Origin of the sequence: Virgibacillus oceani (assembly GCF_014638995.1) — a bacterium.
GTDB lineage: Bacteria > Bacillota > Bacilli > Bacillales > Amphibacillaceae > Virgibacillus_E > Virgibacillus_E oceani.
On record NZ_BMFR01000013.1, the window covers coordinates 22,320 to 45,062 of the forward strand.

At 40.0% G+C, this 22,743-nt stretch carries 25 protein-coding genes; 18 read left to right on the plus strand and 7 right to left on the minus strand.

What is annotated here, in order from left to right; genetic code table 11:
- Positions 1 to 206 precede the first annotated feature (206 nt).
- The 3 genes from IEV74_RS14190 (at position 207) to IEV74_RS14200 (ending at position 2,653) form a co-directional block, all read left to right on the plus strand.
- Positions 207 to 803 carry a hypothetical protein gene (locus tag IEV74_RS14190; RefSeq protein ID WP_188456038.1) on the plus strand — a complete coding sequence of 199 codons (597 nt, stop codon included), beginning with the start codon at positions 207 to 209 and terminating at the stop codon, positions 801 to 803.
- A 375-nt stretch (positions 804 to 1,178) separates the two neighbouring features.
- A complete protein-coding gene (locus IEV74_RS14195; protein ID WP_188456039.1) occupies positions 1,179 to 1,835 on the plus strand; it encodes a lysozyme inhibitor LprI family protein in 657 nt (218 codons plus the stop codon).
- A gap of 242 nt (positions 1,836 to 2,077) precedes the next feature.
- A complete protein-coding gene (locus tag IEV74_RS14200) occupies positions 2,078 to 2,653 on the plus strand; it encodes a DUF4256 domain-containing protein (RefSeq protein ID WP_188456040.1) in 576 nt (191 codons plus the stop codon).
- A gap of 140 nt (positions 2,654 to 2,793) precedes the next feature.
- On the opposite strand, the gene IEV74_RS14205 is transcribed toward IEV74_RS14200, so the two are convergent.
- Positions 2,794 to 3,363, minus strand: a complete 570-nt coding sequence (locus IEV74_RS14205; protein ID WP_188456041.1) for a cupin domain-containing protein — start codon at positions 3,361 to 3,363, stop codon at positions 2,794 to 2,796.
- Between the two features lie 166 nt (positions 3,364 to 3,529).
- On the opposite strand from IEV74_RS14205, the gene IEV74_RS14210 reads away from it, so the two are divergent.
- From IEV74_RS14210 to IEV74_RS14215, 3 genes are all read left to right on the plus strand, one after another.
- Positions 3,530 to 4,552, plus strand: a complete 1,023-nt coding sequence (locus IEV74_RS14210; RefSeq protein WP_188456042.1) for a serine hydrolase domain-containing protein — start codon at positions 3,530 to 3,532, stop codon at positions 4,550 to 4,552.
- Positions 4,553 to 4,618: 66 nt separating this feature from the next.
- Entirely contained in the window at positions 4,619 to 4,741 is a 123-nt protein-coding gene (locus tag IEV74_RS19770) for a hypothetical protein (RefSeq protein WP_373284359.1), read from the plus strand.
- Between the two features lie 68 nt (positions 4,742 to 4,809).
- Positions 4,810 to 5,361, plus strand: coding sequence for a GNAT family N-acetyltransferase (locus IEV74_RS14215; RefSeq protein WP_188456043.1), 552 nt, complete (start codon positions 4,810 to 4,812; stop codon positions 5,359 to 5,361).
- Between the two features lie 57 nt (positions 5,362 to 5,418).
- On the opposite strand, the gene pepT is transcribed toward IEV74_RS14215, so the two are convergent.
- Positions 5,419 to 6,651: a peptidase T gene (pepT, locus tag IEV74_RS14220; protein ID WP_188456110.1), complete on the minus strand. Its 1,233-nt coding sequence runs from the start codon at positions 6,649 to 6,651 to the stop codon at positions 5,419 to 5,421.
- 183 nt (positions 6,652 to 6,834) lie between these two features.
- Here pepT and IEV74_RS19940 point away from each other — a divergent pair, with 183 nt between their 5' ends.
- Genes IEV74_RS19940 through IEV74_RS14235 form a run of 4 tightly spaced genes read left to right on the plus strand, consistent with a single transcriptional unit; the run spans position 6,835 to position 8,757 of the window.
- On the plus strand, positions 6,835 to 7,128 hold the full coding sequence (locus IEV74_RS19940) for a GNAT family N-acetyltransferase (protein ID WP_308419000.1): 294 nt from the start codon (positions 6,835 to 6,837) through the stop codon (positions 7,126 to 7,128).
- Between the two features lie 20 nt (positions 7,129 to 7,148).
- The gene (locus IEV74_RS19945; protein ID WP_308419001.1) at positions 7,149 to 7,331 is read left to right on the plus strand and encodes a GNAT family N-acetyltransferase; all 183 of its coding nucleotides are present in this window, start codon (positions 7,149 to 7,151) and stop codon (positions 7,329 to 7,331) included.
- Positions 7,332 to 7,351: 20 nt separating this feature from the next.
- On the plus strand, positions 7,352 to 8,194 hold the full coding sequence (locus tag IEV74_RS14230) for a sulfurtransferase (RefSeq protein ID WP_188456044.1): 843 nt from the start codon (positions 7,352 to 7,354) through the stop codon (positions 8,192 to 8,194).
- A gap of 2 nt (positions 8,195 to 8,196) precedes the next feature.
- A complete protein-coding gene (locus IEV74_RS14235; protein ID WP_188456045.1) occupies positions 8,197 to 8,757 on the plus strand; it encodes a DNA-3-methyladenine glycosylase I in 561 nt (186 codons plus the stop codon).
- Positions 8,758 to 8,915: 158 nt separating this feature from the next.
- On the opposite strand, the gene IEV74_RS14240 is transcribed toward IEV74_RS14235, so the two are convergent.
- Positions 8,916 to 10,703, minus strand: coding sequence for a methyl-accepting chemotaxis protein (locus IEV74_RS14240; protein WP_188456046.1), 1,788 nt, complete (start codon positions 10,701 to 10,703; stop codon positions 8,916 to 8,918).
- A gap of 177 nt (positions 10,704 to 10,880) precedes the next feature.
- Between IEV74_RS14240 and IEV74_RS14245 the strand changes: the two genes are divergently transcribed.
- Positions 10,881 to 11,393 carry a hypothetical protein gene (locus tag IEV74_RS14245; RefSeq protein WP_188456047.1) on the plus strand — a complete coding sequence of 171 codons (513 nt, stop codon included), beginning with the start codon at positions 10,881 to 10,883 and terminating at the stop codon, positions 11,391 to 11,393.
- Between the two features lie 213 nt (positions 11,394 to 11,606).
- Here IEV74_RS14245 and IEV74_RS14250 read toward each other — a convergent pair whose 3' ends face one another.
- Positions 11,607 to 13,055: an amidase family protein gene (locus tag IEV74_RS14250; RefSeq protein WP_188456048.1), complete on the minus strand. Its 1,449-nt coding sequence runs from the start codon at positions 13,053 to 13,055 to the stop codon at positions 11,607 to 11,609.
- Positions 13,056 to 13,220: 165 nt separating this feature from the next.
- Between IEV74_RS14250 and IEV74_RS19890 the strand changes: the two genes are divergently transcribed.
- The 3 genes from IEV74_RS19890 (at position 13,221) to IEV74_RS14260 (ending at position 16,309) form a co-directional block, all read left to right on the plus strand.
- Positions 13,221 to 13,355, plus strand: coding sequence for an RAxF-45 family protein (locus IEV74_RS19890; RefSeq protein ID WP_268233842.1), 135 nt, complete (start codon positions 13,221 to 13,223; stop codon positions 13,353 to 13,355).
- A gap of 102 nt (positions 13,356 to 13,457) precedes the next feature.
- Entirely contained in the window at positions 13,458 to 15,083 is a 1,626-nt protein-coding gene (gene abc-f, locus IEV74_RS14255) for a ribosomal protection-like ABC-F family protein (RefSeq protein ID WP_188456049.1), read from the plus strand.
- Between the two features lie 401 nt (positions 15,084 to 15,484).
- Positions 15,485 to 16,309: an aldo/keto reductase gene (locus IEV74_RS14260; protein WP_188456050.1), complete on the plus strand. Its 825-nt coding sequence runs from the start codon at positions 15,485 to 15,487 to the stop codon at positions 16,307 to 16,309.
- Positions 16,310 to 16,392: 83 nt separating this feature from the next.
- Here the strand turns inward: IEV74_RS14260 and IEV74_RS14265 are convergent, their stop codons facing one another.
- Entirely contained in the window at positions 16,393 to 16,560 is a 168-nt protein-coding gene (locus IEV74_RS14265) for a hypothetical protein (protein WP_188456051.1), read from the minus strand.
- Between the two features lie 110 nt (positions 16,561 to 16,670).
- Between IEV74_RS14265 and IEV74_RS14270 the strand changes: the two genes are divergently transcribed.
- Complete coding sequence (locus IEV74_RS14270; RefSeq protein WP_188456052.1) at positions 16,671 to 17,561, plus strand: GNAT family N-acetyltransferase; 891 nt, start codon at positions 16,671 to 16,673, stop codon at positions 17,559 to 17,561.
- 163 nt (positions 17,562 to 17,724) lie between these two features.
- Positions 17,725 to 18,780: a ribosome small subunit-dependent GTPase A gene (gene rsgA, locus IEV74_RS14275; RefSeq protein WP_188456053.1), complete on the plus strand. Its 1,056-nt coding sequence runs from the start codon at positions 17,725 to 17,727 to the stop codon at positions 18,778 to 18,780.
- 1,112 nt (positions 18,781 to 19,892) lie between these two features.
- Here rsgA and IEV74_RS14280 read toward each other — a convergent pair.
- Complete coding sequence (locus IEV74_RS14280) at positions 19,893 to 20,444, minus strand: HD domain-containing protein (protein WP_188456054.1); 552 nt, start codon at positions 20,442 to 20,444, stop codon at positions 19,893 to 19,895.
- An 18-nt stretch (positions 20,445 to 20,462) separates the two neighbouring features.
- Positions 20,463 to 21,053, minus strand: a complete 591-nt coding sequence (locus IEV74_RS14285; protein WP_188456055.1) for a TetR/AcrR family transcriptional regulator — start codon at positions 21,051 to 21,053, stop codon at positions 20,463 to 20,465.
- An 86-nt stretch (positions 21,054 to 21,139) separates the two neighbouring features.
- On the opposite strand from IEV74_RS14285, the gene IEV74_RS14290 reads away from it, so the two are divergent.
- Together IEV74_RS14290 and IEV74_RS14295 are read left to right on the plus strand one after the other, a co-directional pair.
- Entirely contained in the window at positions 21,140 to 21,682 is a 543-nt protein-coding gene (locus IEV74_RS14290; RefSeq protein ID WP_188456056.1) for a hypothetical protein, read from the plus strand.
- A 110-nt stretch (positions 21,683 to 21,792) separates the two neighbouring features.
- Complete coding sequence (locus IEV74_RS14295; protein WP_188456057.1) at positions 21,793 to 22,743, plus strand: DMT family transporter; 951 nt, start codon at positions 21,793 to 21,795, stop codon at positions 22,741 to 22,743.

Consider the following 22,743-nt stretch of genomic DNA (forward strand, 5'->3'; position numbering starts at 1 on the left):
AACGTCACTCGCTTATATGGTACTATTTGGTTACAGACAATTCTAAAAATTATATAACCAATAATTATAAAATCAAGGGAATACAAACTAAATTGAACTCGCGCTTGTTTGGTTATCTTACATAAAAATCACCACCCTAATTAGATGGCTGATTTAATTAAGACCTTCCTTTGTAAAGTTAAAACCGTAAATATAGGAGGAGTTTAATGAGAAAACTCGTAAATTTAAATACGGTTTACGTTGTTGCTGCAATAGTGGCCATTGGTACTATAATCATCGTTTGGGCAAGTGAAATGAGTGGTATCTGGACAAAGGGTATCAGTCATGTAGCCAATGCAGTTGAGGAATATCATAATGCCGCATTCCCTGTTGATGGGGAATTTACGGTTGATATTGATTTAAGTGATTTAGAGAGTAATGAAGGAAAAGTGCTTTTTGATGATGGAAAAAACCAAATTTTTGTATCGAAAGTTGTTCGTAATGAATCGGATTATGAAGTGGTTTTTAGGTCAAGTGGGGATTTCAGCTTGGGCGGTGCGACTTTAGTTTCAGGTATTGAACACGTGCGTAACAGTAACGATCTTACAACTGATTTTCAGGCAGAGGCACAAGCTTCTTATATGGGCGATACGTATAAATTATCTCCCTCAGGATCTTCTGGGTTAGATTACCGTGATGGAGATGAATTTGGTTTTTATTTGTACCGACAAGACGAAACGATTGATATTGATTTAGAAAAAGAATCAATGATTGAGGTAACGGTTACAAATTTGTATATGAATTTATGGGCAGAGAAATCATAGATGGGGAGCAAAGTACTTGTGTTTAGCTGATTGTATCCTAAAAAAGAGACTGCGGCATATCTGGGACAGTTAGCAGCACTTTGTTCCACCGACGTATAGATTAAAAAAATAAGACAAGAAGTTAACGGTACTGATAACTTCTTGTTCGTCTTTTACTAATTATTAATGAAGCATCATTATTGGAGGATGAGATTATTGGTTTAATTGATGGATTTCCAAGTGAAGAAAATCAACAATACTATCTTTTAAAAAAACGGAGTTAATTGCCTTCTTCTAAAAGGTGCTTTTCTTAAATAAGGAAATTTCACTTTATTCCACCATTTTGGCTGGGTAGTAAATATTGGTATAATCTTATAATAAGAAGGGGGCTACATGATGAAAAATAATAGAAATATAGTAACAGTTATGATTACCATAGCATTGATCTTATTGGTTTCCTGTGACAACTCAACCGATGAGATAAGTGCTAAATCAAACAATCAGTCATCAACTAACAGCACAACTCAAAACGCAGACGGCGATGTAGCTAATAAAGATGTAGCAGATACAGATGAAAATACAACAGAAAAAGCTTCTGGAAGTACTGAAAACAACGAACAAAATAACCAGGAGGATATTTCTTCTGGTACATCTGCAAATGTCAATGATGGACAATCGAATTCCAGTAATAGTGACAATGAAAATAAAAAGAAAGAATATCTCCAGAAACTTAATAAAATGGAAGAATCAGATAGATATTCAGAAGCTGGAACAACAATAACAGAGTTAGAGGAACAAGAGGCAGAAAGATATAAAAATTGGGATGAGGAATTGAACGAAATCTATGGAGTGTTAAAAGAACAGCTTCCAGCAGAACAGATGGATAAATTAAGAGAAGAACAACGGAGCTGGGTAAAACACAGAGATGAAGCTGCTAAAGAAGCATCACTAAAATATAAAGGTGGTACTACGGAATCGTTAGAATATGTGGCAACACAAGCAAGTCTTACAAGAGAGAGGTGCTATACATTAGTTGCAAAATATATGAAGTAACTTTTTAATACATTCAAGTGCCGGATCTCCATTTACCATCATTTACCCTAGAAACTTGATACAGTGTACAGCCGATGACTTTCTGATTCAGAGTCGACAGATGTTTTTTAAGAGAGCATTTAAGATGCTTGTGAAGTATTGTATTATTGTACGTAAACAAACAGGTATAAAAAGTTAAATAGGAGTAATTGTTGCGGCAACTCCCGTCTAATGACCCTGGGTACTATAAGGAGGAAACGAATATGACAGAAAATAATAAAGAAAGCAAGGAACTGTCACAAGAACAACGTGAGGAATTATTCAAAGCATTAAAAGTCCGTTTTGAGAAAAACATGAACCGCCATGAAGGTCTTGAATGGGCTAACGTCCAGGCAAAACTGGAAGCTAGTCCTGAAAAACTGTGGTCGCTCAATGAAATGGAAAGAACTGGCGGTGAACCGGATGTTGTTGATCATGGTAAAAGTAAGAATGAATACATTTTCTATGATTGTTCAGCGGAAAGTCCCAAAGGCCGCAGAAGTATTTGTTACGACCGCGCCGCATTGGAGTCAAGGAAAAAGCATAAACCAGAAAATAGCGCCATGGATATGGCAACAGCGATGGGTATTGAACTATTAACGGAAGAAGAATATCGAACGTTGCAGAAACTTGGTAATTTTGATAAGAAAACGTCAAGCTGGGTGCAAACCCCCTCTGATATCAGAGAACTTGGCGGTGCTCTTTATTGCGACTTCCGCTTCGGTCACGTCTTCCTGTATCACAACGGTGCAGAGTCTTACTATGGTGCTAGAGGGTTCCGTGGCTCGCTAATAGTGTAACGAAAGCTTGGCTAATAACCAAGCTTTTTTTATAACTAAAATAAGAATATGTAAATAGCCTATCCAGTTAGGTTAGGCTATTATATATATGGTGGTAACCTGAGATTATCCAATGAACAATTAAAGCACAGTTCACCTTATCAGCTTTGATTCTCCGCAGCCATTGCCTCTGTTTTAGTGCGGTGGACTGTTCCGAATGGATGTTCTGGTGGTGCATATATGGAGTAAAGCTTCAAAGGCTCATTTCCTGTATTAATCACATTATGCCATTTTCCGGCTGGCACCATAATAGCGAAATCCTCAGTAACGTTCCGCTGAAAGGTTAAATTGCTTTCCGAATCACCCATTTTTACGACGCCCTCTCCCTCCTCAATACGTAAGAACTGATCAACGTCCGGATGAACTTCCAAACCGATATCGCCCCCAACTGGGATGCTCATCAATGTAACCTGCAGATGATTTCCTGTCCATAACGCCGTGCGGAATGTATTGTTTTGTTCGGCCGCCTCCTCAATATTCACCACAAATGGCTGCTTTCCATAATCCTTTAACGTAATCCGTTCATCCTCATATTGCGGGTACCAATATCCATTGCTTTCCCCGCGATCAAATGGGCCCGGAAAATATGGGTATACCGGCTGTCTGTCATACGCATACATGGGTGCGTTGGAGTAGTATTGATAAGGGTACATGTAAGAATAATAGTACAATCTTAGTCATTCCTTTCAATCGTTATCACATCTATCCTATGCAATGGAATGGGTAAGTGTACCATGTTTGCTGGGCTTTTGGCCAAATCATGTGAATCGTATAAATTCCAATGTGAAAATTGTGAAAATAGTGATAGAATAAAGGTTGATAAAGGGGGACGCAGAAATGTACACAAAAGAAAATTTGAATATAACGATGGATAGAACAGCGATGGATATAGATTTTGCGGGGGTAGTTAATGCATCAGATGCTGCAGGTTTAATTCATGAGTCAGCCTATGGTTTTTCAAACAGATCGGATGGGATTAAAAATACAACGGATACTAGATTTGGTATAGCTTCCGGGTGCAAATTGTTTACTGCGATAGGAATTTGTATGTTGGTCGAGCAGGGAAAGCTGACATTCGAAACCCGTTTAAAGGATTGCTTAACGGCTTCATTCCCTTTTTTTCATGAGTCCATTACGGTGCATCATTTGTTAACACACAGTTCGGGAATTCCTGATTATTTCGATGAAGCGGTGATGGATGATTTTTCAGAGCTTTGGGATGACCGTCCAATGTATAAGATGACTAGTTTACAAGACTTTCTGCCGATGTTCCAGGATAGACAAATGATGTTCAAACCAGGGGAAAGATTTCATTATAACAATGCCGGCTACATCATTTTGGGCCTTATAATCGAGCAGCAATCAGGTCTGGCATTTACAGATTTCATTGAAAAGCATGTATTCCAGAAAGCCGGTATGTCGGAATCAGGCTACTTCTCCTTGGATCAGCTTCCAGGGAAAACCGCAATTGGGTACATAGATGATGAAGAAGTGGCCGAATGGAAAACGAATATTTATTCCATCCCTATTAAGGGCGGCGCTGATGGCGGTGCCTTTGTAACAGCAGGTGATATGATCAAATGTTGGAATGCATTAGTCACATACCAACTTTTAAGTGAGGAAACAACTAATGTATTGCTGACACCACATATGCAGGAGGACAAGGATGAATTCTATGGTTATGGTATTTGGATAAAAAAACATGCTGACGAAATTGTTAAATACCATGTTATGGGCTATGACCCTGGGGTTAGTTTTCATGCAGCCTATTATCCAAACAGTGGTGTAAGGCTAGCGGTTACATCGAATAAAAGCATCGGTGCTTACTCGATGATGGAGGCATTTGAGGGTAGTGTGTAAAATCCAGCGAGTTGTCTTTTTCGCGCGTAATCCTATTAGAAATGGGGAGAAAAATATATATATAGGTTGAGGGATGCAGGTTGTTTTTTTGCAGAAGAGGAAACAAGAATACTTAATGCAGCAGCACGAAATCTTGAGGATTTAAAGAGAAAGGTGGAACTGCGGGCAGGTGGCTTACCTCTTGAATAGGAGAATAATCCAGCGATAGACTCTCTAGATAATTGTTCAAATAGATAAAATTTGGAGTGTGAATAGAAATGGTAGATTTAGGTAATAAACCCGTAATAGAGGGGGAAAAAGTTATTCTCAGACCCTTTAAAGATGAAGATTTTCCTTTCCTGGAAGAATGCCTGAAGGATAAGGAAGTTTTAAAACTGACAGGAAGCAATGCGGATTTTGATAAGGAGACCATTCTCGATTGGTATAACACACGAAATGATCAGACGGATCGCTTGGATCTTGCTATTGTTGATCAATCCCAAGGTACGCTTGTGGGAGAAGTGGTGGTCAATTTATATGATGAAAAAAATCACAGTATGAATTTTAGGATTCTTATTGGTCCAAGGGGAAGAAATCGCGGATTAGGGACGGAAGCGACACAGCTTATCATTGACTATGTATTTAAAGAGACGACAATTAATCAGCTGACATTAAGCGTTTTTGCATTCAATCCAAGAGCAAAGCATATTTATGAAAAGGTTGGCTTTGTTATGGATAGTATTGATGAAAACGATCTGGAATTTGATGGAGAGTGGATCGATTCTATCAATATGAAATTAACAAGAGAAAAATGGCTGGATATGAAATGACAGAAGATCGGCATTGCAGCCGATCTTCTGTCATGTATGATGGTTCAGATCCATTAATTACGCCTGCTCCTCAAACAGTCTGCAAATCTCAACAATCACGTTTGTTGCCTTCTCCATATTATCCACAGAAATATATTCAAATTTACCATGAAAATTTTCCCCGCCTGTGAAAATATTCGGTGTTGGCAGTCCCATGTAGGAAAGCTGTGATCCGTCTGTTCCGCCTCGAACAGGCTTGACAAGCGGCTTAATATCAAGATTCTCCATTGCCTGATAAGCGACATCAACAATTTCTTTTACAGGTTCAATCTTTTCGCGCATGTTGTAATATTGATCATTCAATTCCAATTGAACGCTCGAATCACCGTATTTCTTCTTCATTTCCATTACGTTTGCTTCCATCGTTTGTTTTCTTTTTGCAAAATTATCTTTGTCAAAGTCGCGGATAATATAGGAAACGTTTGTTTTTTCAACATCACCGTTTACAGAACTTAAGTGATAAAACCCTTCATATTTTTCGGTATGTTCCGGTGTTTCACTGGCAGGAAATTTACTGATAAATTCAGCTGCCATTGTCCCGGCATTAACCATTTTATTTTTTGCCGTACCTGGATGCACACTGTTTCCTATGAATGTAATTTTGGCAGCGGCAGCATTGAAGCTTTCATATTGTAATTCTCCAAGCGGTCCACCATCGATTGTGTACGCATATGCAGCATCGAATCGAGCAACATCAAATTTATGCGGTCCGCGCCCTATTTCCTCATCTGGTGTAAATGCTACACGAACTTTTCCATGTTTAATTTCAGGGTGGTCGATTAAATATGCCATGGCAGTCATAATTTCCGTGATTCCAGCCTTGTTGTCAGCACCGAGTAAAGTTGTTCCATCAGTTGTGATTAAGGTATGCCCTTTGTAGCTTACTAGCTCTGGGAATTCCTTGCTTGATAGAACTACGTTTAAATCTTTATTCAGAATCAAATCATTCCCATCAAAGTTCTCAACAATTTGCGGATTAACGTTCTTACCTGTAAAATCTGTCGCCGTATCAACATGCGCCAGAAATCCGATTGTTGGGATCTCCTTATCTGTATTGGCAGGCAGTGTTGCCATTACATAGCCATTGTCATCAATTGAAACGTCGACCATACCGATTTCTTTTAATTCGGCAACAAGCATATTGGCTAGTTCCAATTGCCCTGTTGTGGATGGAGTACGATCAGTGTCCTCGTTTGACTGGGTATCAACTTTTACGTATGTAGTAAACCGATTAATAAGTTCATTTTTCACTTTTGTATCATCTCCTAACATTATTAGAATAATCATATCATTTAGATTGCGCAAAAACCATACGTGAGCACGCAACTCCAACCCCCGCCCATAAGCACACAACTAAATTTCTCTTGAAAAAGGGGAAAAGCATTTTTTGTCGAATAAGATTAATAGATAGTTTAAAATCGAGGTGATAACACATTGATCAGGGAAGCACAAGCAAACGATGCAGAACAATTAGTGGAGCTGACTAAACAGGTGGATAGGGAAAGTAAGTATATGCTGTATGATATAGGAGAACGAAACATAACGATTGATAAGCAGCGCAACATGATTGCGGCCTTCCAAAATGAACAGAATTCAACGATTTTGGTAGCTGAACAAAACGATAGATTAATTGGATATCTGTTTGCGGTTGGCAGGAAAGTAAACAGGAAAAAACATGTCGCATACATAGTTATTGGTATCCTATCAGACCATCGCGGGGTTGGGTAGGTACTGCGTTGTTTTCGGAAATGGATACGTGGGCGCGGCAGCAAGGACTAAGCCGACTTGAGCTAACGGTCGTTGTGGATAATGAAGCTGGTCTTGCTTTGTACAAAAAAGCGGGCTTTGTAATTGAAGGGGTAAAAAAGCATTCGTTATTAATTAATGGAGATTTTTTAGATGAATATTACATGGGGAAATTGTTAGGATAGAGAAAGGGAGGAGAGGTTAAATGTCACATTTAGTATCTGTAAAGTGGCTGGCAGAACGTCTAAAGAAGAACCCTGAAACTGCGGTGGTTATTGATGTTCGGTTTTCTTTGACGGATGCCGAAGCTGGTAAAAAGGCGTATGAAAAGGGACATATTCCAGGCGCAATGTATTTGAATTTGAACAAGGATTTATCAAGCCCAGTCCAGGAGCATGGCGGAAATCATCCATTGCCAGATGTAGACGATTTTTCCACAAAACTAGGTGAAATTGGTGTTGATCGTGAAACGACTGTTGTGATCTATGATCAGCATAATGATATGTTTGCAGCAAGGTTGTGGTGGCTGCTCCAGTATATGGGTCATGAAAAAGCTTACGTATTGGATGGCGGTCTGGATGAATGGTCGAAGCGGGGACATGTTATCACAAATAAAATTCAGGTTCCATCGATGAAACAATTCAAGCCAAGTCCTAATGAAGATATGGTAATTGATATAGACGGGGTAAAAGAGAAAATTGGTGACAGTACTTCCATTTTAATAGATTCACGAGCAAAAGACAGATATCTAGGAAAGACAGAGCCTTTATATAAAAAAGCGGGCCATATTCCAGGCGCGAAAAATTTCTTCTGGAAGGATGTTTTAGCTGCAGACGGGTTTTGGAAAACTGATGATGAACTGCAAACCCATTTTGAAAAGCTGCCTAAAGAAAATGAAATTATCGTATCGTGCGGTTCGGGTGTTTCGGCTTGTCCAAATGTGCTGGCACTGAAGTTAGCAGGGTATGAAAATGTTAAATTGTATCCCGGCAGTTTTAGTGACTGGATTTCCTATCAAGAAAATGAAGTAGAGACGAAGGAAGAGTAGCGATGAAGAATAGATGTGACTGGGTGACAGAGGATCCAATCTATGTAGAGTACCATGACAAGGAGTGGGGAAAGCCGACACAAGATGACCAACAGCTTTTTGAAATGCTTTCTTTAGAAGGAGCACAGGCAGGGTTGAGCTGGATTACAATTCTTAAAAGGCGGAGAAATTATCGTATCGCATTTGATAATTTTGACCCACAAAAAGTGAGTAATTACGACGAGAAAAAAGTAAAAGAATTGCTGCAGGATGAAGGAATTATACGTAACAAGCTTAAAGTTCGTTCGGTCATAACGAATGCACAGGCATTTTTAAACGTGCAGCAGGAATTTGGAACGTTTGACAGGTACATATGGCAGTTTGTTGATGGAAAGCCTATCTTGAATCATTGGCAGGACCATGCCAGTGTACCTGCGCAAACACCGGAATCAGAGAACATGAGCAAGGATTTAAAAAAGCGCGGGTTTAAGTTTGTTGGGCCAACGATTTGCTATGCGTTTATGCAGGCAACAGGAATGGTAAATGACCATACGGCAGATTGTTTTTTGTATCATGGGAATTAAGGTAGGGACTGTCTCGCTGGGGACAGTCCCCACCTTAATTGATGTAATGAGTTGGTGCAATTTTTCCAGATGGACGAAAAAGAACCGTCTATTACATTATTTTTCAATCAAAAAAACAGCTGCTCCCCTACCAAGAGAAGCAGCTGTTTTTTATAGATTTATAGTTTAAACACTTTTATTTCCTCATTCAGCTGTTCAGCAAGTTTCGCAAGTTCATCTGCACTACTGGAAACCTCTTCCATTGAGCTGGACGTTTGCTGGGCTGAGGCTGCAGCTTGCTCGACACCTGCTGCGGATTCCTCAGAAACAGATGCAATTTCCTCAATCAAATTGTTCATATCATTGCTGGTGGCAGCGATGCTTTTTAAATTGGCTGAAATGACAGCAGTTCTATCAACCATTTCTGTAACAGAGCTGCTAATCGTTTCAAAGCTTTTTCCTGTCAATTCAATTTGATTTGTGCCTTCTTTGACCTCATTATATCCGGAATTCAATGAATCAACTACATGATCTGTCTCTGTCTGGATGTTCGTAACAATGGCCGTAATTTCTGTGACAGATGACGTAACCTGTTCAGCAAGTTTTCGAACTTCATCCGCAACTACGGCAAATCCTTTCCCATGTTCACCGGCTCTAGCCGCCTCAATTGCTGCGTTTAGGGAAAGCAGATTTGTCTGATCAGCAATATCTTTAATCACAAGCACTAATTTTGATATTTCGTTTGATTGCTTGTCCAGTCCTTGTACTTTGTCAACTGCTTCCGTAACAATGGTATCGATTCGTTTCATTTGATCAACCGATTTTCTCATCAGATTCGTGCCCTCGGTTGTTAAATCAATAACGCTGCTAGAGGTTTCCAGTACTTCCTGTCCACTTTGCTCCGATTCCTTCATTGACTGTACAAACTCGTTCATGTTCTCAGCAAGATCAGAAGCACTATTTGCTTGTGTTTCCGCCCCTGAAGAAATTTCCTCCATCGTTGTTGCGATTTGAGCATTTCCTTCTTTAACCTCGCCTGCAGATTGTGTTAGTTCCTCACTTCTGGAAGAAACGGATTCAGAGGCTTGAGCAACTTTAAATAGGATGTTGCGAATGTTATCTTTCATTTGGTTAACCGCACTGGATAATTGTCCAATTTCATCTTGGCCTTGATAATCCATGGATTCAACCGTTAAATTTCCTTTAGCAATTTCAGACGTTATTCCAACAATCTTGCTTAAATGTACGGTAATTCTTCTTGATATCACAATCATTAGCAAGATTCCCAATCCAATTGCTGCAATGGTCGCAATAGAAAGTGCAATTACACTGTTATTCATGCTGGACTTCGCATCTTCAACAGCCGTTTGCTGCGATTGAATCACCAAATCCATTAGTTCATTTATTCGTTCCGTGTTCACTTTCCGAAGGGTGTTGGATTGGTCCCTAAGTGATTGCGTCATATAATTCTGCCCTGAGTTAACAGACGCTGTTATTTCGTTTAAAAATAAATCGTTCACCTGCGTATCCGCTTTTTTAATTTCGGAAAATAGTGCCTTTTGCTTAGCTGTATCCATTTTAGCTTCTATTTTTTTCTCTAATGTATCAAACTCTTTGCGGTATTCTTCAAACGTCTCTACATAGATCGGCTGCTCTGTAATAATATAGTCGGCAATTTGTACATCCTTTGCCTGGACAAGCTCTGCCATTTTAGCCATGTCATTTGCCCGCTCACTTCTGCGTTCAATGGCATCGATCGAATTTTCCCCTTTATTTAATTGAACGTAGACAATTCCGCCAGCAATTAGGAATAGGACGGCCGTCAGCATAAATACAGTTAAATACTTTCTGGCAATCTTAATATTTTGCCACCGCAGCTTCCTCTTTTCTTTCACTGGTTTTACCTTCTTAGGTTTGCTATTTTGAGGCTTTGTCTTTTTTCCCAATGTTAATTTCTTTTTCTTCATTATTATGTATCCCCCAATTATAAAAAAAGCAATTTATCATTATATCGTCATTTGGTTTCTAAGTATTAAGTACTATTTGAAAATTTACATATGGAATTTTCAAAAACTTGAATTCTTGACCATGTTTCTAGTAAAATGGCAAATTGTGTGCGGATTTTAAATAGGAAGGTGAGTAAAATGGCATATACAGCTTTTTTAGAAAAGGAAAAGGAAAGGCATGAGCTGAAGGAAGAACTGGATACATTGGAAATGCAGCTGTTTCGTATGCAAAATAATCTAAAAGAGATTGCAAAGAAATGGGAAGTTGTCAGCATTGATCAGGCAAGAGATGATCAATGGGTAATCATTTATGCGGATAAAAATGAAGAATCATGTCAGTTAATGCTGCATGATTGTCAATCACCATATCGCGGAAAATGGGATTCTGCCATCCAAGCAGAATACAGAAACGAGCAAACGATTCATATTGCTGCTATTAAAGGAGAAGAAAATAAAGGCTATGGCTCCATTTTAATGAAGCATTTAAAGGAACATGCCCGAGATGAAAATGTGCCGTACATTACTGGTGATATAGTTAAGCGTGACTTTAATCATGTTGACCGGTTGGAGCACTTTTATAATAAACACTTTTTTGATGTGAATATTGATCATGAAGAGCAATGTGGTGAAATTGTTTGGAATGATGGGTGAGGGCGGGACAATTTTAATTGTAAGCATAAGGATTAATACTATAATTGTCTCTTATATTATTACTGAACTAATTAATTAATTTATGCTATATGTAAATAGTAAGCAATAAAAAAGCCAAAGGACTCCATCATCTAATATAAATATAGAGTGGAAACAAATGGCTTTCAAATAATCCTGCTTGTTTAAAATCACCCCACCTTTTACCGGATAGATTTAGTCTAATAGTGCTGGTGCCTTCCGGTGCTTTGTTGCCTGTTCATACGCATATGCGATTTCAATTAGTGCTGGCTCGGAAAATGCAAGTCCAGTGAATGTTACCCCGACTGGCTTACCTCCTTTTGTATAACCCGCAGGAACGGTTATGGATGGATATACAGCCTTAGCAGCAATCTCGCTGCCTGCGTAATTGATAAATACAAGAGCATCCAAATTATGTTCGGCCATTGCTTGGTCAATTCCCGTATCTCTTGAAAGCTTTAAATCTGATAATCTATCTGTGATGTATTCCGCTTCTGTTAATAATCCACTTTTTGTTTCGGATTCTACTAATACAGTTTGTCCGTATTTTAGTGCATCTTTTGCATGTGATTGATTGTAATTGATTACATCTAACAGTGAGCTGACAGAAACATGAGGTGATATGTTTTTCAAATAGGCGCTTAATCCGTTTTTAAATTCATGAAACATAACACTTGAATTTGGCAGCCCAGTGGGTAATTCAATTGGATCTACAAGGGTTGCTCCTGATTTCTCCATTTCGGCTAAAGCATTATTGACGAGCATTACTTCCTCATCGGTAAAACCTTTCATATAAGCACGTGAAATGCCTAATCGTTTGTTTTGTAAACCATTCGTATGTAAAAATGGCGTGTAATCGGAAATGACTTTCTTATTTGCTGCCGTGGCAGGGTCATTTTCATCAACACCGGTTAGCGCTCCTAAAAGAATTGCCGCATCTTCAACCGTTCTTGTCATTGGCCCGGCAGTGTCCTGGCTGTTGGATATTGGAATGATTCCAGTTCGGCTGACCAGACCAACAGTTGGTTTAATCCCAACGAGTGAATTGGAGCTTGCAGGGCTTAGGATTGATCCGCTCGTTTCCGTACCAATTGCACCAGCAGCAAAGTTAGCGGCAATCGCGGCACCTGAACCAGAGCTTGAACCCCCTACATCAAACTTCCCGGGTCCATATGGATTCATTACTTGTCCACCCAATGAACTATAGCCATTTGGCATATTTTTGGTCATGAAATTTGCCCATTCCGTTAGGTTCGTTTTTCCTAAAATCACTGCACCTGCATCTCGGAGCTTCTTTGTAATAAAAGCATCCTCTTTTGCATAATTGTTTTTCAAAGCGATAGATCCTGCAGTTGTATGTGTTTTGTCCCCAGTATCGATATTGTCCTTTAACAAAATTGGAATTCCGTGGAGTGGTCCCCGTATCCCATGCTGCTCGCGTTCCACGTCAAGTGCCTCTGCGATGTGTAATGCATCTGGATTAATTTCGAGAACTGCATGTATGTTCGGACCAGCATTATTGTACACAGCAATTTGTTCCAGGTACATCATGGTGAGCTCTTTGGATGTTAACTCACCTGATTTCATAGCGTTTTGCATATTATTTATGGTTGCTTCCTGTAGTGTGAAGGATTGGTTTGACATATTTTACCTCCTTGAAAAAATAGTTAAGTTATATCTATATTCTATTTTTCAGTGGTGAATTCCTTTCTAGATAATAAAACATATTGGTATCAGGATATAAATTTTGTTGACGCTCGGTCATTTTTCGAATAAACTAACTATAATAATGCAAAGGAGGTGGGTTTGATGAATCATACTGGTAATGGCATAACGAAGCTCAGAGAATATCTTTGGATGCGTTATGCGATTTTTTCCGATATTTCTGTTCAAGGGATAAGTGTGCACTTTTTTAATAGAAATATATGGAAAAAATATCAGTAAGAGACATCTGCCCGCGAACGGAAATAATGGACGGTAGAGAGCTGCTCTTTGCCGTCTTTTTGTATTTTTATAGGTATGTCTCTTCATTCGGAGGAAGAGATCATGATTATTTCAAGTTTACAAAATGTTACACAGACGTTTGGTGCGAATACCATTTTTAGTGATTTAACCTGTGAAGTAAAACAAGGTGAACGGATTGGCTTAATTGGCAGAAATGGTGAGGGTAAAACGACATTACTGCATCTGATTGCCCGTAAAACAGAACCAGCTGCCGGAACTATTACCTGGAAAAAGGGATTAACTGTTGGACTTTTGGAGCAAATACCTGATGTAGACGGCAACAAAAAAGTAGAAGCATTACTATATGATGTATTTACCTCTTTGAATACATTAAAAAAGAAAATGACAGATGCAGAAACTAAACTGTCACAAGAAACGAATCCGGAAAAACTAACACGCCTTATTGAAAAATATGGTGCATTGCAGGAGAAATTTCAAGAGGACGGCGGCTATGAAATGGATTCGCAAATTAGGCGGATTATGAGTGGACTGCAAATGGAGGAATTGGCTGACAAGGAATGGCAGTATTTAAGTGGCGGTGAACGTACAAAGGTTGGCTTAGCAAAGCTGCTATTAAAGGCACCGGATTTATTGCTGCTGGATGAACCAACAAACCATTTGGATTTGGCTGCGATTGAATGGCTTACCGATTTTATCAAGCAATACAAAGGAACAGTTATGATCGTTTCGCACGATCGCTACTTCTTAGATGAAACGGTGACATCGATTTTTGAAATGGACCAGGGTGAACTGATTCGCTATGCTACCAACTACTCTGACTATGTAAAAGAGCGGGAGGCACGTTTACTGCAAGAGTTTCAGCAATACCAGGATCAGCAAAAGAAAATAAAGAAGATGAAAGAAACGATTAAGCGGTTAAAAGAGTGGGCAAATCAGGCCAATCCGCCTAATGATGGATTGCATCGCCGTGCGAAAAGTATGGAGAAAGCTTTAGCCAGAATGGAGTTAATGAAAAGACCAATACTTGAGCAGAAAAAAATCGATCTTGATTTTCAAATGGATAAACGAAGCGGCAAAGATGTTGTGCTGCTAGAAAATGCGGCAAAAGGATATGGAACGAAACAACTATTTTCAAACTTGCATTTACATGTCCGTTTCAAGGACCGTATCGCCATTATAGGAGAAAATGGAAGTGGGAAGTCAACAATTTTAAACATGATTTTAGGAACCGAGTTAGTTGACGACGGCACGATACGTTTAGGAAGCAATTTGTCGATAGGATTTCTCTCACAGCATATGCTGGAAATGGATGAGAAGCGGACCATTTTAGATGAATTCCGTGACCAGGTCCATGTAACAGAAGGCGATGCTAGGGGAATTTTGGCGAAATTTCTATTCTACGGCAAAACGGTTTTTCAAAAGGTAAAAAGCCTTAGCGGCGGCGAGAAAATGCGGCTTAGGCTTGCGCAGCTCGTTCATCAGGACCACAACCTGCTCATTCTGGACGAACCGACGAACCATTTGGATATTGAATCAAAAGAAGTGCTGGAGGAAGCATTGGACCAGTTTACAGGAACAATCATCACAGTATCACATGACCGCTATTTTCTGGACCGGTTATTTCCAGTAACGTATTGGTTAGCTGAGGGAAACCTGTTACGTTATGAAGGTAACTATTCGTTTGCAAGAGAAAAACGCAATGTATAATTAAACTACACGGCAGCTAACATTTTGCTGCCGTGTATTTTTTAATTGGCTCTGCTCGTAATAGTGGACCTTTACTAAGCAGTTTTCGTAAAATGCGTTATTTATTTTTTTCGCCCGAGTTGTTCGAGTACGGTGGAATCTTGCTTGTGCATTAGGAAATGCTTTGCTGGAAAAATTTCTGCAATTAGAATGGATTATGGGTGTTCCTATATCGCGGCATTAGATATTACTGTTTTAGGTAAGAACGAATCACTGATAAATTTGAAGTGGAATCATTCCGCATTAATAGGCAGTAAAACCCCCACTGTATGAATTTTTACTATAAAAGTGCTGGACACTTTTTTCCTGCCAATGCATTGTGATAAACTAAATTACATTATTCAAAGAAAGGAAGTTATCAGATGCAATATGTTACATTGAATAATGGACTGAAAATGCCACAATTAGGCTATGGTGTATGGCAAGTACCGGAAGATGAAGCAACACCTGCAGTTGAAAAAGCATTAGAGGTTGGTTTTCGCTCCATTGATACTGCAAAAGTTTATGCAAATGAGCGTGGAGTTGGTGAAGCGTTAGCAAATAGAAATGTTCCACGTGAAGATCTATTTATTACGACGAAAGTGTGGAATAGTGACCAGGGGTATGAAAATACGTTAAAAGCATATGATGAGAGTCTGGAAAAATTAGGACTGGATTATGTTGATCTATATTTAATACATTGGCCGACTCCAAAATACGATGAGTATGTGGAAACATACAAAGCAATGGAAAAGTTGTATAAAGACGGACGTGTTAAAGCAATTGGTGTTTGTAATTTCAATATCGAGCATCTGCAGCGTTTGTTGGACGAATGTGATGTTGTGCCAGCAGTTAACCAGGTAGAGTGCCATCCATACCTGCAGCAAAAGGAACTGAAAGATTTCTGTGACAAGCATAACATTCATTTAGAAGCTTGGAGCCCGCTTATGCAGGGTGGAGAGGTTTTAGCGAATGATGTTGTGAAAGGAATTGCCGAAAAACATGACAAAACCTCGGCACAAGTAATTATTCGCTGGCACCTGCAATCAGACAGAATTGTTATTCCGAAATCAGTAACACCATCACGAATCGAGGAAAATTTTGATGTATTTAATTTTGAATTGAGTCCAGATGACATGGAAAAAATGACTGTACTTGATCGTGGTCAGCGTAAAGGTCCTGAACCGAGTGAAATGAATAATAAATAGAAATAGGTAAAACAGACGTGGAGTAAGCTGCGTCTGTTTTTAATGAAGAAAGGCTGTCCTATATGCTTGGGACAGCCCATTTTTTATTCGCTTTCTCGTTTCCGCTTGTTCCTTCTGTTGTCTAAATTGAGAAATTCGCTTTCATTTTCACCTGCAAACTCAACATCATGCTTAGGCTCTGTATTATATTTTTGCTGCTTGTTGGCTTGTCTGCCTTTGTCCTTGTTGCGATTTTTATTATCCTCTGACATGCATGATCCTCCTATCTATAAAATTATTTTGTGCATTTTTTATATTATTAAAAGGACTTTTTTGATGTATACCGAATAGTAAGTGGTAGAAAAGATAAGTGAGGGATACGATGTATAAACTTATAAAAGGAAAAGATATTCCAACGAAAGACGCAGCAGCATTCATAGCAAAATGGAATAAAAATAGAAAGCATCATATTGGATTTTGCGGGACGGAGGCGGATGAAATTATCGAGACAATTGATGAGGAAATGACAGATGTAACATTTGGAAATTGCTTTGCAGCAGCAATTCAAGATGGTCAGTTGGTTGGTTTAATTGGTCTTGATATTGATCTGGAAGACAAAAGTGCGGAAGTATGGGGACCATTTGTTGATCCGGCATTTGACGTTGATATGGCAATTGAAATATGGGGGCTTTTAAACGAGCAAACCCAATCACTTGAAACAATTAGTCTGTTTTTTAATAAAGAAAACAATTTGGTAAAGAAATTTGCTGATAAACTGGAATTCAAACAAAAAACGGATCAAATTATACTTACTTATTCTGAAGATCAACTGGAAAATCAGCTGATAAAGAAGAAAGAAGAATTGGCTAGTAATGATAATGATGCTTTTGCAGTGCTCCATGACAATGCTTTTCCGGGAACATATTATAGCGGGAAAGAGATTATGGAGCGGATTAATGATACGCAAAAGGTTTTTGTGCTGAAAGATAAAGGACACCTCGCAGGTTATGTATATGTTGAAGCAGATCCCGATTTTGCCGATGGATCCATTGAATTCATCGCTGTTGATCAAGCGTTCCGTGGAAAAGGATATGGAAAAAAACTTTTACTTACGGCGGTAAGCTGGCTTTTTACATTTGAATCCATTAAGGAAATTACATTATGTGTGTCTGCTGATAACAAAGGTGCCATAGGATTATATCAATCTGCAGGGTTTCATTTAATGCATGAGTTGTACTATTTTTCCAAAAATTCAGTAGCAATTGGCAGTTAAATATAGTATACTTGTTATTGTCTTGTTCAACCATTTTTAGAAGGAGTGATGTTTAATGATTTATACAAATGTAATAACAGTAAACCAAAACACACTAATCAAAGTGGGGGAACAGTCGGCATAATGAAGGCTTTTCCTCCAACCATTAAGGAGGAAAATGTAATTGAATCATATTGAAAAACTTGGATGGGACAGTTCTATCCAACACGAAGATAATAATAAACTGGCACGCGTCATTGCCGTGCAGAAAAATAGCTATCGTATTTCCGATGGTGAAATGGAGTATTTCTCCCATTTAAGCGGAAAGTTCATGAATCAAGCATATAGCTCCCTTGATTTCCCGGCAGTGGGGGATTGGGTTGAGGTTCAAAAATTAGCAGACGAACAAAAAGCGGTTATCAATCGTATTCTGCCGCGTAAAAGCAAGTTCGTAAGGCAAGCTGCTGGTACGAAAACAGAAGCGCAAATTGTTGCAGCAAATATGGATACCGTTTTTATTGTAAATTCACTTAACCATGATTTAAATGTCAGGCGAATTGAACGATATATTCTTTCAACGTACGAAAGCGGTGCATCTCCAGTTATTGTGCTAACAAAAAAGGATGAGTCGACACCGGAAGATATTATAAGAATAACGGCTGAGGTAGAAGAGGCTGCAATTGGTGTACCGATTGTATGCATCAGCAGCATTACTGGTGAAGGTATTGAAGAATTACTGACCTATTTGCCCGATCGAAAAACGGCAGCATTATTGGGTTCATCAGGTGTAGGTAAGTCAACATTGGTTAATGCGCTATTAGGCGAAAAAGTTCAGGAAACAAAAGACATTCGAGAAGCGGATAGCAAAGGGCGGCACACAACGACACACAGGGAAATGTTTACGCTGCCAAATGGTGCATTGTTAATTGATACGCCTGGAATGCGGGAATTGCAGTTATGGGATGGCGACGGCGCAATAGACACAACGTTTCAGGATGTGGAAGCACTTGCAGATGAATGCAGGTTCTCGGACTGTCAGCATGATACGGAACCAGGCTGCCGCGTACAGGAGGCAATGGATTCAGATGAGTTGTCTGAGGAACGTTTCGAAAGTTATTTAAAATTGCAACGGGAACTTGCCTATGAAAAAAGAAAACAGGATCAGAAAGTGCGCCTTGAAGAGAAAAATAAATGGAAGAAAATTTCCAAGGACATGAAAAATCGATATAAAGCCAGATAAGGAGAAACCGTTCCCCACTTTGTTGAGGAACGGTTTTTTACAATAACTCGAGAGTGTGAACATCAACTTGGGGTTGCGAACATCAACCCGAGGGCGCGAACATCAACCCGAGAGCGCGAACATCAACCCGAGGGCGCGAACGTCAACCCGAGAGGTGCGAACATCAATCCGAGAGAGCGAACATCAACCGGAGAGACCGAACATCAACCCGAGAGAGCGAACATCAACCCGAGAGGCGCGAACATCAACCGGAGAGGTGCGAACATCAACCCGAGAGAGCGAATATCAACCCGAGGGCGCGAACATCAACCCGAGAGCGCAATCATCAACCCGAGGGCGCGAACATCAACCGGAGAGCGTGAACATCAACCCGAGGGCGCGAACATCAACCGGAGAGACCGAACATCAACCCGAGAGAGCGAACATCAACCCGAGAGCGTGAACATCAACCGGAAAACCGGAACATCAACCCGAGAGGAGCGAACATCAACCCGAGAGAGCGTGAACATCAACCCGAGAGAGCGAACATCAACCGGAGAGCGTGAACATCACCCCGAGAGAGCGAACATCAACCCGAGGGGCGGGAACATCAACCCGAGGACGGGAACATCAACCCGACAGGCAGGAACATCAACCCGAGAGAGGGAACATCAACCCGAGAGAGCGAATATCAACCCGAGGGCGCGAACATCAACCCGAGAGAGCGAACATCAACCGGAGAGGTGCGAACATCAACCCAAGAGCGCGAACATCAACCGGAAAACCGGAACATCAACCGGAGAGCGTGAACATCAACCCGAGAGAGGGAACATCAACCCGAGAGAGCGAACATCAACCCGAGAGGCGCAAACATCAACCGGAGAGACCAAACATCAACCCGAAAGTGCAACCATCAACCCGAGAGAGCGAACATCAACCGGAGAGCGTGAACATCAACCCGAGAGCGTGAACATCAACCCGAGAGCGCGAACATCAACCGGAGAGACCGAACATCAACCCGAGAGAGCGAACATCAACCCGAGAGGCGCGAACATCAACCCGAGAGCGCGAACATCAACCCGAGGGTGCGAACATCAACCGGAGAGCGTGAACATCAACCCAAGAGCGCAACATCAACCCTTATCCGTGCCGAAAACCCGCTCCACCGTTTCCGCATATTCACAGAAATATCCGGGTATGTCAGCATCTGCAATTCCATCATACATATTCGAAGCAATCGCCTCGTTATACCACTTCTGCTTATCAAAGCCTGCGTTAAAATGCTTCCAAATGGCATCGCCCATTTTTTGCAAGTCTTGTTCAAGGCCCAGCAAATTATCGAGTTTATCAGCAACAATCAGATATTTCACTTCTTTATCTGCAAATTTAACGGTATCAATCGTATGCTGTTTACGCTCCTGCCAGGATTTTGACTTATCTTCAGTATGTGCTGCAACTAGCCGAGCTACGTTAGAATCAAACATTGACTCGATATCTTCCATTTCATATGGGGTATCCTCAACCACATCATGCAAATATCCTGCACACACTAATTCATCTGAATATCCTTCACGCTCCAGTCTTTCGGCAACTCGAATCGGATGTGTACTATATGCAGCATCGGAGTTTTTACGAGTCTGTCCGTAATGTGCTTTTACAGCAAAATCCTTTGCCTCTTGTTTCAATCCAGTTCCCTCCTATTTTTAAGTACATAATGATTGTAAATGATATTTAAGCGTGTCCACCGTTTTGTTGGATGATAGTTCATCGGGATAGAGAATTGAATGGAGTGCAAGACCATCTATTAAAGCATATAGCCGCTCAACTTCCAATTGCTTGTCTAAATCATCCTTTGCCAGCTGTAAATCAATTAAACTTTGAATAACGTGTTCAACAACCCCGCGCATTTCGTGATAGACTGTTTTGCCTAATGATTTAAGGTCTGGATTGACGAGTGTTTTAGCCGAAAAGACTAACCACACCTCCATTTCGATACGCTGCTCTTCATTGATTGGCAAGAATTCACTCAGAACTTCCTGCATTGCTTCCAATGGTGTTCCATCATATTTTTTCTCGTAAGCACGTTTTTTTACGCGGTCAGATACAAGCTTCATGGAGTATGCAAACAAATCAGATTGAGTTGAAAAATAGTGCCGCATTGCTCCAACAGAAAGTCCAGCTTCTTTCGCAATTTTGCGTACAGAAGCCTGCTCTAGTCCTTCCATTATTATAACTTTCCATGTTGCTTCTGCTATTTGTACTTTTCTTTTATCATGATCAACTATTTTAGGCATATTTTTATTATAGCACTGTTGTATTATTTAATAAAAGTATGCTATGCTATTTTTAGCACAATTGTACTAAAAAGGGGAATGAAGTAATGGTAGGTTGGTTTATTGTAGCATGTGAAATTGGCTTTTGGGTATTTGTAATCGCAGGGTTAGTAGCAAGATATTTGCTGAAAAAGAAAAAACTTGGTGCATTTTTATTATTTTGTACACCAGTTGTGGATCTGCTTCTTTTAATTGCAACTGTCATTGATTTAAAAAATGGGGCAACGGCAACATCAATGCATGGTGTGGCTGCTATCTATATCGGGGTCAGTGTTGCATTTGGGCACAAGATGATCAAGTGGGCGGATGAACGTTTTGCTTATAAATTCGCTAATGGACCCAAACCTGCTAAAAAGAAAAAATACGGAAAGGAATATGCAAGAAACGAACGGATTGGCTGGTATCATCATTTACTCGCGTGGATCATCGGTATGGGATTATTGGGTGCTGTTATTCTTTATATTCATAATCAAAACCAAACAGAAGCATTATTTCAAACAATGAAATTATGGAGCCTTGTATTGGTTATCGATTTTGCGATTAGTTTCAGTTACACCATTTTTCCAAAAAAGGAATCCAGCATATTTTGATGCATACCGATTGATTGGCTTTTTAGTCATTTTTTTGTTATAGTTCATGCAAAAGGGAAGGGACGCTGAGGTCTGTCCCCCTGTCCTGCTAAACGGAAGAAGGATTTCGGGTGAAAAGTGATCAATCCATTGCCATTTATTTTTTGCTGCTGTTGGTTCCGTTGTTTTGGGGTGGTGCATTTGTTGCGGCGGAGCATGTTATAACGGAAATACCACCTGTTACAGCAGCTGCTTTTCGTTTCGGAAGTGCTGGCATGCTGCTTCTTCTCTTTGTGTTATGGCAAAAGAAGCTTGATTTTACAGCAATTCGGAAACAATGGAGAGCACTTTTGTTAATGGCCATCACAGGTATATTCGGCTACAATGTTTTTTTCTTTATTGCGCTGGATATTACCACAGCAATCAACGGATCGTTAATTGTAGCTACAACCCCTGTCCTTGTTACATTGGGAGCAGTGCTGTTTTTAGGGGAAGTGTGGAATAAACAACTTGGATTTGGACTTCTTTTATCGTTAATCGGTGTCATCGTTGTCATCTCTAAAGGATCCCTAACAACCTTGGTATCCTTGGAATTTAACTTAGGCGATTTGTTATTTATTGGTGGATTATTAAGCTGGGTCGCACATGGTTTATTGGGGAAAGCTGCAATGCGTGATGTATCACCAGTCGTAACAACCACACTGACAACATTGATCGGGTCTGTCCTATTATTTATCGTATCCTTATTTGAACACTCTTGGGGTAAATTAATGGTTATGTCTAGTCAAGCATGGGGCGAGATGGTGTTTATGATAATTTGCTCCTCCGTAATCGGCTTTCTCCTGTGGAATAGTGGGATTAAACGGATTGGTGCAAGTAAATCCAGTATCTATATGAACCTAGTACCAATAAATACTGCTTGGATCGCTGTCGTATTATATGATTCCACAATTACATGGACACAAATTATTGGCATGGCAATGGTAATCGCAGGTGTTTATTTTGTCACGCTGCATCCATATTTGAAAACGAAACAGAGGGACAAGGGGTCAGACCCCTTGTCCCGCACTTTAACGAAATAA

Excerpts from the sequence above, each read along its gene's own strand:
- IEV74_RS14285 (WP_188456055.1), bottom strand. The coding sequence starts at position 21,053 with ATGCCTAAAATAGTTGATCATGATAAAAGAAAAGTACAAATAGCAGAA.
- IEV74_RS14265 (WP_188456051.1), bottom strand. The coding sequence starts at position 16,560 with ATGTCAGAGGATAATAAAAATCGCAACAAGGACAAAGGCAGACAAGCC.
- IEV74_RS14260 (WP_188456050.1), top strand. The coding sequence starts at position 15,485 with ATGCAATATGTTACATTGAATAATGGACTGAAAATGCCACAATTAGGC.
- IEV74_RS14235 (WP_188456045.1), top strand. The coding sequence starts at position 8,197 with ATGAAGAATAGATGTGACTGGGTGACAGAGGATCCAATCTATGTAGAG.
- IEV74_RS14195 (WP_188456039.1), top strand. The coding sequence starts at position 1,179 with ATGAAAAATAATAGAAATATAGTAACAGTTATGATTACCATAGCATTG.
- IEV74_RS14215 (WP_188456043.1), top strand. The coding sequence starts at position 4,810 with ATGGTAGATTTAGGTAATAAACCCGTAATAGAGGGGGAAAAAGTTATT.
- IEV74_RS19945 (WP_308419001.1), top strand. The coding sequence starts at position 7,149 with ATGGATACGTGGGCGCGGCAGCAAGGACTAAGCCGACTTGAGCTAACG.
- IEV74_RS14200 (WP_188456040.1), top strand. The coding sequence starts at position 2,078 with ATGACAGAAAATAATAAAGAAAGCAAGGAACTGTCACAAGAACAACGT.
- IEV74_RS14240 (WP_188456046.1), bottom strand. The coding sequence starts at position 10,703 with ATGAAGAAAAAGAAATTAACATTGGGAAAAAAGACAAAGCCTCAAAAT.
- IEV74_RS14190 (WP_188456038.1), top strand. The coding sequence starts at position 207 with ATGAGAAAACTCGTAAATTTAAATACGGTTTACGTTGTTGCTGCAATA.
- IEV74_RS14270 (WP_188456052.1), top strand. The coding sequence starts at position 16,671 with ATGTATAAACTTATAAAAGGAAAAGATATTCCAACGAAAGACGCAGCA.
- abc-f (WP_188456049.1), top strand. The coding sequence starts at position 13,458 with ATGATTATTTCAAGTTTACAAAATGTTACACAGACGTTTGGTGCGAAT.
- IEV74_RS14230 (WP_188456044.1), top strand. The coding sequence starts at position 7,352 with ATGTCACATTTAGTATCTGTAAAGTGGCTGGCAGAACGTCTAAAGAAG.
- IEV74_RS14245 (WP_188456047.1), top strand. The coding sequence starts at position 10,881 with ATGGCATATACAGCTTTTTTAGAAAAGGAAAAGGAAAGGCATGAGCTG.
- IEV74_RS14250 (WP_188456048.1), bottom strand. The coding sequence starts at position 13,055 with ATGTCAAACCAATCCTTCACACTACAGGAAGCAACCATAAATAATATG.
- IEV74_RS14210 (WP_188456042.1), top strand. The coding sequence starts at position 3,530 with ATGTACACAAAAGAAAATTTGAATATAACGATGGATAGAACAGCGATG.
- IEV74_RS19890 (WP_268233842.1), top strand. The coding sequence starts at position 13,221 with ATGAATCATACTGGTAATGGCATAACGAAGCTCAGAGAATATCTTTGG.
- IEV74_RS14290 (WP_188456056.1), top strand. The coding sequence starts at position 21,140 with ATGGTAGGTTGGTTTATTGTAGCATGTGAAATTGGCTTTTGGGTATTT.